Below are 12705 nucleotides of genomic sequence, written 5' to 3' on the forward strand. Positions count from 1 at the left end.
AGTTCGTCCTCGACAATTGTCAATTCAGTTGTTAAGAATGCGGCAGTGGTTCCGTTCGGTGCGGCTGTCAGGGTTTTCAAATCGAAGTTCATCAGGTTTCCGTCATCCAACTACTAAAGATAGGGAGGAGTGTCTCTATGGCACGTGTCGTGATTCTCGGAGCAGGCATCTCGGGTCATACGGCCGCCAGATACCTGGGTAAATGGATCGGCAAGCAGCACGAGGTGATCGTGGTTTCGCCCAAGCCGAAATGGAACTGGATCCCCTCGAATATTTGGGTCGCAGTGGGTGAAATGACGGAATCCCAGGTCACTTTCGATCTGGCCCCCATCTACAAGAAGATCAATGTCGCCTTCCATCAGGCGAAGGCGCTCTCCATCAACCCGGAGGGCAGCGCTACGCGCGATAAGCCGTTCGTGAGCGTGGAGTACACCGAATCCGGCCGCGAGGGCGAGCTGGGCGAGATCGAGTACGACTATCTCATCAACGCGACCGGACCCAAGCTCAACTTTGGTGCCACCCCAGGTCTAGGTCCCGATGGGGGCCATTCGTTGTCGGTGTGTACGTCCGAGCATGCCTTGGAGACCAATGCGGCGCTTCAGGAATGCGTCGAGGCCATGAAGGGCGGCGCGACCAAGACCTTTGTCGTGGGAACGGGGCATGGCATGTGCACCTGTCAGGGTGCGGCCTTCGAGTACATCTATAACGTCGATCACACGCTGCGCGGGGCGGGTGTGCGCGATCGTGGCCGCATCGTCTGGATCAGCAACGAGTACGAGCTGGGCGATTTCGGGATGGGCGGAGTCCATATCACCCGTGGCGGTTACCTGACCAACGGCAAGGTCTTTGCCGAGTCGCTGATGGTCGAGCGCGACATAGAATGGATCACCCGCGCGGCTGTGACCAAGGTCGAGCCCGGTAAGATCCACTATGAACAGCTCGATGGAAGCACGCATGAATTGGAGTTCGATTTCGCCATGCTGATTCCGCCCTTCGCCGGTGTGGGAATCAAGGCTTTCGACAAGTCCGGTGGCGACATCACCAGCGAGGTCTTTGCGCCCAATGGCTTCATGAAGGTCGATGCGGACTACGCTCCCAAGGCCTATGAGGATTGGAGCAAGAACGATTGGCCGAGGACCTATCAGAATCCCACGTACAAGAACATGTTCGCTGTCGGTATCGCCTTTGCGCCGCCGCATCCGATCAGCAAGGTGATGAAGAGCCCTGGCGGTACCCAGATCAGCCCGACGCCTCCGCGTACCGGCATGCCCTCGGCGACGATGGGAAAGGCGGTCGCCGGCAGCATCCGCGATATGATCAATGGCGCCTCGGGTCCGACCCATACCGCCTCCATGGCCGAAACGGGAGCGGCCTGCGTGGCCTCGACCGGCATGGATCTGTTCAAGGGATCGGCGGCGACCATGACGGTCTTTCCGGTCGTGCCGGATTACGAGACCTATCCGGAGTACGGTCGCGATATGAACCTCACCTTCGGTGAGATCGGTCTTGCTGGGCACTGGATGAAGTATCTGCTGCATCATGTCTTCATCTATCAGGCCAAGTTGCGTCCAGGCTGGTCGATTCTCCCGGATTGATCCGAACGAAAACCGAGGCGAAGAGGTAACTGAACCATGGCAGTCAAGAACAAAGAACCCTATCAGCAGGCCTACTATCCGCCAGTCCCGACCGGTTTCACTAAATACATGCGTACTTCGGTCGTCTGGCAGTTCTATCGCTTCTGGGTCATCAACCTGAAGATCCTGAAACTGATGATCAAGTCGCATAACTGATGCCGGTTTAGCGATCGATGTCCAGAACTGCCGCGACTGGGTCGCGGCAGTTTTTTGGCGAGCGGCGGTGTCGGCTTTGATGACGCAGGACAATCCGAGCGGATTCTGCTAACGTGCGCTCTATCCGCCAACCACCACCTTAATCGTGGGCAAGGGGATCTTGCTTCAAGTTAGGCTCGTCATCTCAATGAGCTCCAGCGTCCCAAATGGGATGGTCGGCTCGTGCCGGTCCGTCGGGGTCGTCCAGACACCCGGTCACTTCGAGTTGCAAACCCCCGTTCCGAAACTGGCCGCCATGCATGCGAATGCTGTCGTTCGGGTTGCGCGTGACGCATGATCGGCATCCTTGGCGGTACCTTCGACCCAGTGCACTACGGACATCTCCGGCCTGCCTTGGACTGTCTCCAGGGGCTCGGGCTGGAGCGTGTGTCGTTCGTTCCGCTGAAGGTCGCGGTGCATCGTGAACAGCCGCGCGCCGATGCCCAGGCGCGGCTGGCCATGCTGGAGGCGGCAATCCAGGGTGAGCCCGGTTTTGCGGTGGATCCGCGCGAACTCTTGCGTGAAACGCCTTCCTATACCTATGAGACCCTCATGTCGCTGCGCGACGAACTGGGGCCTCGGAGGTCGCTCTGTCTTTTGATCGGTGCCGACGCCTTTGCAGGCTTTCTGAGCTGGTATCGGCCGATGGAGATTCTGGAGATGGCGCATCTGGTGGTGATGCGTCGGCCGGGACACGATCCGGCCGAAGAGCCGGCGTTGCGCGATCTCTATCGGGCACGGGGGTGCGAGGATGCGGCGGCGCTGGCCGCTTTGCCTTCGGGGCGGATTCAATTTCAGGACGTGACCCAGCTGAGGATCTCGTCTACGCGGATTCGCCAGCTGATCGCGCAGGGCAAGCGTCCGCGCTATCTACTGCCCGATCCGGTGCTCGACTACATCGAGCGTACCGGATTGTATCGTGCCGGCCCCGGTGGGTGACGGCCGACGGGCATTTCGTTTTTCAGACCGGTGCCATGGCACCCCCTTACCTTCCGCAGAGGAGATCGCATGCAGCTTGAACAACTCCGGCAACTCGTTCTGGATACCCTGGCCGATATGAAGGCCAAGGATGTTTCCGTCATGGACGTGCGTGGCAAGACGTCGGTGACGGATTTCATGGTGGTCGCCTCCGGGAATTCCGACAGGCACGTGAAGGCGATCGCCGAGACGATCGCCTTTCGCTCCAAGGAGGCCGGCGAGACTCCGCTCGGCACGGAGGGGCTCGCGGAGGGAGAATGGGCGCTGGTCGACCTCAATGGGGTCGTGGTCCATGTGATGCAGTCCAAGGTGCGCGATTTCTATAATCTGGAGCGTCTCTGGTCGGCTCCGGCCGAGGTTCCCTCGATCGCGGCCTCGGCTCACTGAGTCCATGGCGTTCGATCTCTCGCGGTCGGCCGGAGCGCCATCCGGTCGACCTCTGTTGTCTTTGGTGGCGGCCGTTGCCGAGAATCGGGTGATCGGGCGGGACAACGATCTACCCTGGCGGCTTCCGGCGGATCTGGCCCATTTCAAACAGTTGACGTTGGACAAGAGCATCGTCATGGGACGGCGGACCTGGGAGTCCCTGCCCGGGGTGCTGCCGCGCAGACGTCATATCGTGCTCTCGCGGGATCCGGGATTCGCGCCCGAGGGCTGTGAGGTGGTGAACAGCCTGGACGCGGCGATCGCTCTGGCCGAGGGCGAGTCGGATCTGATGGTAGTGGGTGGTGCCGCGCTCTATGCGGAGGCCATGCCGCGCGCCGATGCGCTGTTCCTCACGCTGGTACACACCTGTGCGCGGGGTGATGTCTTCTTTCCGGACTGGGACCCGCGCGAGTGGCGCGAGGTCGCTCGTGTGGAGCGATCTGCCGATGAGCGCAATGCGTTCGCCATGACCTTCGTCGAATGGCAGAGGACCAGCAACCCCGCAGGAGTCCTGCCGGGCTGATCGTATCGCGTGCCCGAGAGATCCGAACGACGATCAGTCGGCCCGGTCCGGTCTGAGATGCCCTTGGCAATCGAGTTGGACGCTTTCCATGGGCATGCGGTCGGTGCGGATCGCGGTCAGGGATCCGCCCCAGAGGCAACCACTGTCGATCGCCCAGACGTTGTCTCCACTCCAGTAACCCAAGGTCGACCAGTGTCCGAAGATGATGCGGTCGTTCTGCGTGCGTCTTCCGGGCGTCTGGAACCAGGGTATCAGACCGGTCGCCTGAGAGCCGATGTCGCCCTTTTCCTTGAGCGCGAGCGTGCCGTCGGTCGAGCAGAAGCGCAGTCGAGTCAGGCAGTTGGTGATGAATCTGAGCCGGTCCATCCCGGTGAGGGCCGCTGACCATCGGGCCGGTTTGTCGCCATACATGGCAGCGAGGAAGTTTCCGTAGTCGTCGCCCCGAAGGACGTCCTCGAGTTCGCTGGCGTAGGTTCGGGCCTCGGTCAGATCCCATTGGGGCGGAAGTCCCGCATGGATCAGCGTCAGGCCTCGCTCCCTGTCGTGATGGAGCATCGGTCGGTGGCGCAGCCAGTCGAGCAGCTCATCGCGGTCTGGCGCCTTGAGCACCGGGTCCAGGGTGCTTTTCTTGGCGTGCTTGCTGTTGCCGTTGGCTAGCGCGAGCAGGTGCAGGTCGTGGTTTCCGAGCACGCAGACGGCCGTTTCGCCGAGGTCGCGCACGAAGCGGAGCACGGCGAGCGAATCTGGACCTCGGTTGACCAGATCCCCGGCGAACCAAAGCCGATCATTGGCCGGGTCGAAGTTGAGGCGGTCGAGCAGTCGACGCAACTCCGAATAGCATCCTTGGATATCGCCGATGGCGTAGGTTGGCATGCGAAGGGCTTCTCCAGGAGGCTGCGAGCCCCCGACAAGCCGGGGGCATCGCACGCGCGTCTTTCTAGCGTCTTCTAGTGAAGGCTGGTCGATGCGAGCGAGAAGGCGGGGATGCGGGCTTCGAATCGCGTTCCGTCCTCGGCGAGCATGCCGTAACTTCCGTGCATGCTTCCCAGCGGGGTCGCGAGGATGGCGCCGCTGGTGTACTCGAAGGATGCCCCGGGCGCGATGCTGGGTTGCTCGCCGATGACGCCTTGGCCGCGCACCTCCTGAACCTGTCCGTCCGAATCCGTGATGATCCAATGCCGATCCAGGAGCCTAGCCGGAGCCTCGCCCTGATTCTCGATGACGATGGTGTAGGCGAACACATATCGCCCCTCTTCGGGCGATGAGCGGTCGGGTTGATAGTGGCTCCGTGCCGATATCTTGATGGGGTAGTCTTTCACCTGGGTCTCCACGGCAGACAATGGCTTCAGAAGTCGTGATAATACGTGCGAGAGGTCAACCCTGGATGCGGAAAGGGGGTGGACTTATGGGGTTTCTCCATAATAATGAGACCGAACATTAGACACTTGTTGACAGTTTACGCGAAGCGATCTCAGCCATGTTGATAATGACGAAACGCAGTCACCGGAAGACCGATCCGTTTTTGTTGCTTGTGCTCTTCGTCGCGATCAGCATGTTCGCGACCCTGGCCTACCAGGTCTCCGTCTACTCTGGAGGCGATAGGCCGCCGCTCGCGGGGGAGTCCTCAGGTCCGCCGTCACAGATCGGCGGTTGACGGTCGACACCTGCACTGGCGCAGGGCATTCTCCGGCCCGGCCCGCTTTCTTTTCATCCAATCTCGCTGGTTTTCCCGAATGTCAGATCAATCCCCGCTCGACAAGCTTCGTGTCGCCGTCATCGGCGTCGGCTATCTCGGTCGCTTCCATGCGCTCATCTACTCGCGCATGCCGAATGTCGAATTGGTCGGCGTCTTCGATACGGATGCCGAGCGGGCGAGGAGCGTCGCGGAGGAGTCCGGTTGCGCCCCTTTCTCCACGATCGACGATCTGATCGATCGTGTCGATGCGGTGAGCGTGGTGGTGCCGACCTCGGCCCATTTGAAGGCCGCAGAGCCCTTTTTGTCGCGCGGCATCCATGTCCTCCTGGAGAAACCGATCGCCGTGACCCATGAGGAGGGCGCCGAGATCGTGCGGCTCGCCAGGGAGAACGGCGCCATGCTCCAGATCGGTCATGTCGAGCGCTTCAATGCCGGCGTTATGGCCCTGGCCGAACGTATCCGCTCGCCGCTCTATATCGAGGCCCAGCGCATGGGCGGGTTCGTCGAGCGTGCCACCGACGTGGATGTGGTTTCCGATCTCATGATCCACGACATCGACATCATCCTGTCCCTGGTCGATGCCGAGATCCGCAACATTTCTGCCGTGGGCGCCTCCGTGCTGACCGAGCACGTCGATATCGCCAATGCCCGTCTGGAATTCGACAACGGAACCGTGGCCAACGTGGTGGCAAGCCGGGTGTCGGAGAAGACGACACGGCGCATCCGGGTGTTCCAGTCGCGCACCTATCTCTCGCTCGACTTCGTCGGTCAGAGCATCGATGTGGCCGAAACCCAAGCTGTGGAGGGCGAGTCCAGGCCGGCGATCGTGCGCGATCGCATCCATGTCGAGCCGATCAAGCCGCTCGACCGCGAGATCGCCGAATTCGTGCGCGGTGTCCGCGAGGGAACCTCTCCGCTTGTCGATGGGCGGGTCGGGCTCAAGGCCCTGGATGTGGCGCTGGAGGTGCGCGCCCGCATCGAGGCGGCGGGCGAGTTGCAGAAGCGGTCTTGACGTCCCTGTAGGCGGGCCTCTTTTCAGGTCCGCGCCGTCTTAGGCGGCTTTGGACAGGATCCGTTGTTCCCCGAATCCTGTCCCATCAGTCCTCTCGATCCCGTCTCGTGCGAGCCATCTCGATCGCGATGCCAACCGCCGTTTCCAGACTGCCGAGATCGGCCCGGTCGGTTCCGGCAAGGTCCAGTGCGGTGCCGTGGTCGACCGAGGTGCGGACGATGGGGAGTCCCAAGGTGATGTTGGCGGCCTGGCCGAACCCCAGATGCTTGAGGACCGGCAATCCCTGGTCGTGATACATGGCGAGGACGGCATCGGCCTCGGCCAGGCGTTTCGGCACGAAGGCGGTGTCGGCGGGCAGGGGGCCGATCAGGTTCATGCCTCGATCTCGAAGGTCGGCGAGTACCGGCTCGATCACCTCGATCTCCTCGCGTCCCAGGTGTCCCCCCTCGCCGGCATGCGGATTGAGCCCGCAGACCAGAATGCGCGGCCGCGCGATGCCGAAGCGCTGTCTGAGATCGCGGTGCAGGATCTCGATGACCTCGCTCAGATGGGGGCGCGTGATGGCTGCGCTGACCTGACTCAGTGGCAGGTGGGTGGTGACCAGCGCGACCCGCAGGCCAGGGGTCGCCAGCATCATGACGGGCTCGCTGCCGCAGCGTTCGGCGAGGAACTCGGTGTGTCCGGTGAAGTGGACGCCGGCCTCGTTGATGACGGCCTTGTGCACGGGTGCCGTGACCAGCGCGTCGAAGCGACCGGCCAGACAGCCGTCGCAGGCCTGACTCAGCGTCTCCAGCACATAGCCGGCATTGCGCGGGTCGAGCGCGCCGGGATGAACGGGGACCGCGAGCGGGACGGCCAGCACCTTGATTTCACCAGGCTGGGACGGAGCGGGCGGGGCGTCCGGGTCGAACGGCGACAGTGCGAGTTCGAGTCCGAGCGACTGGGCGCGGTCGGCGAGCAGGTCGGGGTCGGCAATGGCGACCAGCTCGGCCGCCTGGGCCTGCTGGGCGAGACGCACGACGAGGTCGGGGCCCACGCCCGCAGGTTCGCCAGGTGTGAGCGCGAGACGCAATGGAGATGGCATGGTCGTTGGCGCGTGCTTGGTCAGGAATTGTCGTCGAGACGGATCTCGACGTAGGCCTCGTCGCGCAGCTGTCTCAGCCATTCCTCCGTGGCCTCCTCGGCCTTGCGGCGTTGCAATGCCTCGCGCGCCTTGATGCGCATGATATCGCCGCTGGTGTCCTGGCTGCGTCGTTCCTCGACCTGAACGATGTGCCAGCCGAATGGGCTCTTGAAGGGTTGGCTGATCTCGTTGATCTCCAGTCCTTGCATGTTCTGCTCGAACTCGGGGACGGTATCGCCCGGGTTGAGCCAACCGAGCTCTCCGCCCTTGAGCGCGGAGCCGGTGTCGTCCGAATGGGCGCGCGCCAGCATGCCGAAGTCGTCCCCTCCTTGGATGCGGGTACGCAGCTGCGACAGTCGACGCTTGGCATCGGAGTCCGAGACGATCTCGTTGGTGCGGATCAGAATGTGGCGCGCCTTGGTTTGGGTGACACTCTTGGGCGCAGCGGCCTTGATGTCGGTCAGCTTGATGATGTGGAAGCCGCTCGGGCTGCGCAGCGGATCGCTGATCTCGCCCTTGGCCAACGAATAGGCGAGGTCGGACACCAGGCTCGGCACCGCGCCCATCTCGAACCAGCCGAGGTCGCCTCCTTCCAGTGCGTTGCGACCGTCCGAGTCGCGTGCTGCGAGGGTGGCGAAGTCGGCGCCTCCTCGCAGTTGGGTCACCAGTCGCTTGGCCTTGGTTTCGGCGGCCTTGACCTGCTGCGGCGTGGGATTGTCGGGCAACGCGATCAGGATGTGCTGTAGCCGCACCTGCTCGCGCTCCACCAGCCGGCTCGATTCCTTGGCGAGAAAGCGGTCGATCTCCTGATCGGTGACCTGGATCTTTTTCACGACCTCCTGGCTTTGGAGGCGGCTGGTGAGAATTTGGGATTGCGTGTCCTTGCGGAAGTCGTCGAAATCGATCCCGCCCGCCTCCAGCGTCGCCTGGAGCTCGGGGAGTGTGAGTCCGTTGCGGTTGGCGATGTTGTTCAGCGCCTCGTTCACCATGGCATCGCTGACCTTGATGCCAAGCTCATTGGCCCGTTGTTGCTGCAGGTGTTTGAGGATGAGGCGGTCGAGCACTTGCTTGCGCAGTTGAGGTTCGGGCGGCAGGGGCGTTCCGCGCTGCTTCATCTGGGGGATGACCAGTTGGATTTCCCTGTCGAGTTCGCTGTTGACCACCACGTCGTCGTTGACGACGGCAACGATGGCATCCAGCTCTTCCGGCGCAGCCTGGGCGCTGAGCGTCCATGAGAAGGAGAGCAAGAGCAGGGCGCCGACGCTGCAGGCGAGACGCGCATACCGCGAGAGACGGCGGTTAGTCGCTGTGATAACCATAGATTCCTCGTTCCAGGAGCTTGTCGATCTGATTGCCGAAGGACCCGAGTCCGGCAAGCTCCAGTTGTAGCATGACGCTTGTGCTTCCGTTGCTGTCGGCACTGCGTTTCAGGTGTTGCCCCAGGATGCGCAGACGCCAGCAGCAACGGCCGAATTCGATGCCCGCGAACGCCTCGACGGTTTCGTCGTTCAGCATCGAATAGAGCCAGCGGCCCACGACTCTGACCTTGGGGCCGAGCGGCATCTGGAAGGACAGGTCGGCGTCCTCGTATTCCTCGGTTTCGTTATCGCCTAGGTTATAGCGATAGGCTAGGTTCAGCAGACGCGTGTCGCCTGGGGCATAACGGATTTGGAAGACCTGCTTTTCCCAGGGTTGTTCCGTCTGGTTCGGATTCCATTGCAGGCTGGCCAAGGCGGACCAGTTCTTGTGGAATCGGGCCGAAAATTCTCCGGCGACCGATGAGGAAATGTCATTTTCGGCCTCGTCGCTGGTGAGCTGCACCTTACGTTTGTCGAAGTAATAGATCTGTCCGAGGCTGGCGCGGAACAGTTCCTGGCCCGATGCGTTGGCGATGGTGCGGGAGGTTAGGCCGACCGTGAGGCGGTTCTCGTCGCCGATGCGGTCGTAACCGGTGAATCGATTGGAACGGAAGAGGCTTGCGAAGCTGAAATCCAGTGCCGTGGTATCGAAGAGCGGCAGATCGGATTGGTCTTCATAGGGGGTCAGAACATAGTAGAGGCGGGGTTCGAGCGTTTGCATGGCGCTATGACCGAACCAGTCCGTCTCGCGCTCGAAGACGAGCTTGCCGTCCAGATCCAGGCTCGGGATCAGGTCGTTCGGCTGTTCCGGCAGCCCTGCGTCCTGATCGACCAGGTCGTAGTGCTTGTAGAAGACCCGGGCGCGTGGAATGAAATAACCGAATCCGCGCCGGATGGGTAGGCGCAGCGAGGGGATGGCGACCAGCCGGCTGCCGTGAACCGCCGCGCTATGTTCGAAGTAGTCGTACTGGGTATCGAGCCCGTACTCCAATCCATACCAGTTCTCGGGCGCGACCTTGAACTCGATATGCGGCAACTGACCATAGGGACGGTCCTCTGGGGCGATGCTGGAGTCGACCGTTTGGAAATCCTGGAGACGGGTGAGTAGGCTCCAACCGTTGCCGGCATAGTGCAGGTCGGCGCGCTGGGTGAGGTTTCTGATACTGGTGACGTCGAGTCGATTGCCGAAGTCCTCCATGTAGGCGTCATCCGAGACGGCGGCGTAGTCGATGTTCGTCGACCAGCGTCCACCGAAGCGGCCATTCTGGGTGACCCGCAGCGCGCCGCGCGCGCCCTCGTCCGGCATCTTATCGTCCCGGGGAAGCACTTCGCCGTCGACCTCCAATTCCTGGAAGCTGGCGAGATGGCGGACCTGCGCGCCGAGCATGAGTCCGCGCAGACTCATGAATCGCGGTGTGATGGTCGCGTCCAAATTGGGTGCGATATTCCAGTAATAGGGGATGCTGAGGTCGGTTCCGGTCTTGTCCGACGACCCGATGGTCGGAATGAGCAAGCCGCTGCGCCGGCGGCTGTCGATCGGGAACCGGAGGTAGGGCGTATAGAGCACCGGGATGTCGGCGATGCGGATGCGCGCGTGCCGGGCCGTGCCCATTCCCTGGGCCTGATCGAGCTCCAGATCGCTGGCCAGCAGCGACCAATCCGATTGGCCTGGGGGGCAGGTCGTGTAGAGGATGTTGTGATAGCGCGTGACCTGATCCGACAGCATCCAGGCCTGATCCGCACGCCCGCGTAGATTGGCGTTGCCCGACATGCGGTAGCGGGTGTTCTCGATGGTTCCCTTCTTGGTTTCGAGATTGTATCGGGTTCTATCTCCGGTGAGACGGACGCCCGGATAATCGAGAAAGACGTGCCCGGAGGCATCGACCTCGCCGGTGCGGCGATCGTAGTTGGATTGGTCGGCCTCCAGACGCCGATCGCCCTGCTGGTACTCGATGCCGCCCTCCAGATGGATCAGGTCCTTGTCCTGATCGTAATCCACGCGATCGGCCGTGATGTCGATCGGAATCTGGTCGCCGATCGGTGCCTTGGGACCCAAGTGCGCCATCCCTGGACGGGGGCCGCAGAACTGCCAGCTCAATCCATCGTGCAGGCGCTTTTCCGCCTGCTGGTCCTCGAACCCCGCGACTTCGGTCGTTTGCGGGCTCCTCGGGGGCAGATCCTGGTCGGCGTTTGGCGCGAGCCTCTGTGGTGGCAGTCCCTCCAGGCCCGTGGCGGTGTGCGAGGGCTTGTCAGGCTGCAGCGGCTTCAAGGTCGGACGTGTCGCGTCGAGCTGGGTCGGGGCGAACATCGCTTTGCGCTGCTGCTGGGCCGATGGATCCGGCTGGGCCGGTTGCGGCTCCGCGTTCAAACGGGTCTTCGGCGACGACTCATCCGGCCGCGAGGCTGCGGGACCGGCCGAGCAGTCGGTCGTCTGGCCGTTCTCCAGGGGCGGGCAATCCTCTCGACCTGCAGGGGCAGTGAGATCGTCCGGCCAGACCGGAGAAGCGAAGAGGATGATCTGAAACAGGGCGCCGAGGCAGGCGCTACGTTTGAGGTCGGCCGTGGTCGGCATGCGTCTGGCGGACTCGTCGCTGAGTGAGTGGACGGGTTGGGTTGAACCTGTAACCATGTCATATCCCGGCCGGGGCAGCAATCGCAAAGATGTGCGGCCGCGCTTTCCGGTCGCTCCGATCCTTGAATCCTATCCACCATCGAGTTTGCCCGAATCCAGTCTAGAGATCGGGCTGTGCGGGTGTCTTCGTGTCCGAACGCTATCAGATGTTGCAGAAATGGCTGGCCGAGGTGCTGGCCAGCGAGTCATTCGAGCTGACGCCGGCCTCGTCCGATGCCAGCTTCCGGCGCTATTGGCGCGTCGCCCTGGATGGGGCGACCCTGATTGCCATGGACGCGCCGCCGACCCACGAGGACTGCGGGCGTTTCGCCGACCTGTCGCACCGCTTTCGCGGGATCGGCGTCAATACGCCCGAGATCCATGCCGAGAATCGTGAGCAGGGTTTTCTGCTGCTCTCCGATCTCGGGAATCGCGTCTATCTGAGCGAGCTCGATACCGATACCGTCGATCGTCTCTATGGCGATGCGTTGGGTGCGCTGCTCACCATTCAGTCCCGCGCATCCGTCGAGGGGCTACCGGTCTATGACGCACCCTTTTTCCAGCGTGAGATGGATCTCTTCGGCGAATGGCTGCTCGGGCGTCATCTAGGCCTGGAACTCGACGCGACCGAGATGGCGATGTTCGACAAGGTGCATGCCGCACTGATCGACAGCGCCCTGGATCAGCCGCAGGTCTGTGTCCATCGCGATTTCCATTCGCGCAACCTGATGTTGACCGAGACGGCCAACCCTGGCGTGCTCGACTTCCAGGATGCGGTGCTCGGACCCCTCACCTACGATCTGGTCTCCCTCCTGCGCGACTGCTACATCGCCTGGCCGGAGGCGCGGGTTCGGGATTGGGCGCTCGGCTATCTGGAATTGGCGATTCAATCCGCAATCCTGGAGGACGTCACCCCCGAGCGCTTTCTGCGCTGGTTCGACCTCATGGGCATGCAGCGTCACCTCAAGGCCTGCGGCATCTTTGCGCGTCTCAATCATCGCGACGGCAAGCCGCACTATCTGGGTGACGTGCCGCGCACGCTCGGCTATGTCATCGGCGTGGCCGAGCGTTATCCGGAGTTTGGAGATCTGGCCGAATTTCTGCGCTTGCGGGTTCTGCCCGGGGTTTAGCGCCATGCGGACAATCGTC

General features: G+C 62.4%; 12 protein-coding genes. 7 read left to right on the forward strand and 5 right to left on the reverse strand.

Features of this window, described 5'->3' with window-relative positions; all coding sequences use genetic code 11:
* Positions 1-137: 137 nt before the first annotated feature.
* The 5 genes from ACFSJC_RS10065 (at position 138) to ACFSJC_RS10085 (ending at position 3756) form a co-directional block, all read left to right on the forward strand.
* Positions 138-1595, forward strand: a complete 1458-nt coding sequence (locus ACFSJC_RS10065) for an NAD(P)/FAD-dependent oxidoreductase (protein WP_386026254.1) — start codon at positions 138-140, stop codon at positions 1593-1595.
* A gap of 36 nt (positions 1596-1631) precedes the next feature.
* The gene (locus tag ACFSJC_RS10070) at positions 1632-1790 is read left to right on the forward strand and encodes a hypothetical protein (RefSeq protein WP_386026256.1); all 159 of its coding nucleotides are present in this window, start codon (positions 1632-1634) and stop codon (positions 1788-1790) included.
* Between the two features lie 333 nt (positions 1791-2123).
* The gene (gene nadD / locus ACFSJC_RS10075; protein ID WP_386026258.1) at positions 2124-2768 is read left to right on the forward strand and encodes a nicotinate-nucleotide adenylyltransferase; all 645 of its coding nucleotides are present in this window, start codon (positions 2124-2126) and stop codon (positions 2766-2768) included.
* 69 nt (positions 2769-2837) lie between these two features.
* Entirely contained in the window at positions 2838-3194 is a 357-nt protein-coding gene (gene rsfS / locus ACFSJC_RS10080; protein WP_007039788.1) for a ribosome silencing factor, read from the forward strand.
* Positions 3195-3198: 4 nt separating this feature from the next.
* Positions 3199-3756: a dihydrofolate reductase gene (locus tag ACFSJC_RS10085; RefSeq protein ID WP_386026260.1), complete on the forward strand. Its 558-nt coding sequence runs from the start codon at positions 3199-3201 to the stop codon at positions 3754-3756.
* Positions 3757-3789: 33 nt separating this feature from the next.
* Here the strand turns inward: ACFSJC_RS10085 and ACFSJC_RS10090 are convergent, their stop codons facing one another.
* Positions 3790-4629: a symmetrical bis(5'-nucleosyl)-tetraphosphatase gene (locus ACFSJC_RS10090; RefSeq protein WP_386026262.1), complete on the reverse strand. Its 840-nt coding sequence runs from the start codon at positions 4627-4629 to the stop codon at positions 3790-3792.
* A gap of 74 nt (positions 4630-4703) precedes the next feature.
* Positions 4704-5075, reverse strand: a complete 372-nt coding sequence (gene apaG / locus ACFSJC_RS10095; protein WP_386026264.1) for a Co2+/Mg2+ efflux protein ApaG — start codon at positions 5073-5075, stop codon at positions 4704-4706.
* A 414-nt stretch (positions 5076-5489) separates the two neighbouring features.
* Here apaG and ACFSJC_RS10100 point away from each other — a divergent pair, with 414 nt between their 5' ends.
* Entirely contained in the window at positions 5490-6464 is a 975-nt protein-coding gene (locus ACFSJC_RS10100) for a Gfo/Idh/MocA family protein (RefSeq protein WP_386026266.1), read from the forward strand.
* Between the two features lie 85 nt (positions 6465-6549).
* On the opposite strand, the gene pdxA is transcribed toward ACFSJC_RS10100, so the two are convergent.
* Genes pdxA through lptD form a run of 3 tightly spaced genes read right to left on the reverse strand, consistent with a single transcriptional unit; the run spans position 6550 to position 11574 of the window.
* The gene (pdxA, locus tag ACFSJC_RS10105) at positions 6550-7548 is read right to left on the reverse strand and encodes a 4-hydroxythreonine-4-phosphate dehydrogenase PdxA (protein WP_386026268.1); all 999 of its coding nucleotides are present in this window, start codon (positions 7546-7548) and stop codon (positions 6550-6552) included.
* Between the two features lie 20 nt (positions 7549-7568).
* Positions 7569-8906 (reverse strand): peptidylprolyl isomerase, encoded by a 1338-nt coding sequence (locus ACFSJC_RS10110; RefSeq protein WP_386026270.1) that lies wholly within the window; start codon positions 8904-8906, stop codon positions 7569-7571.
* Positions 8887-11574: an LPS assembly protein LptD gene (lptD, locus tag ACFSJC_RS10115; protein ID WP_386026272.1), complete on the reverse strand. Its 2688-nt coding sequence runs from the start codon at positions 11572-11574 to the stop codon at positions 8887-8889. Before lptD ends, ACFSJC_RS10110 begins: the two co-directional genes overlap by 20 nt.
* A 149-nt stretch (positions 11575-11723) precedes the next feature.
* Here lptD and ACFSJC_RS10120 point away from each other — a divergent pair, with 149 nt between their 5' ends.
* Positions 11724-12686, forward strand: a complete 963-nt coding sequence (locus ACFSJC_RS10120; protein ID WP_386026397.1) for an aminoglycoside phosphotransferase family protein — start codon at positions 11724-11726, stop codon at positions 12684-12686.
* Positions 12687-12705: the final 19 nt, after the last annotated feature.

It is taken from the genome of Thiorhodococcus fuscus, from assembly GCF_042682685.1.
GTDB lineage: Bacteria > Pseudomonadota > Gammaproteobacteria > Chromatiales > Chromatiaceae > Imhoffiella > Imhoffiella fuscus.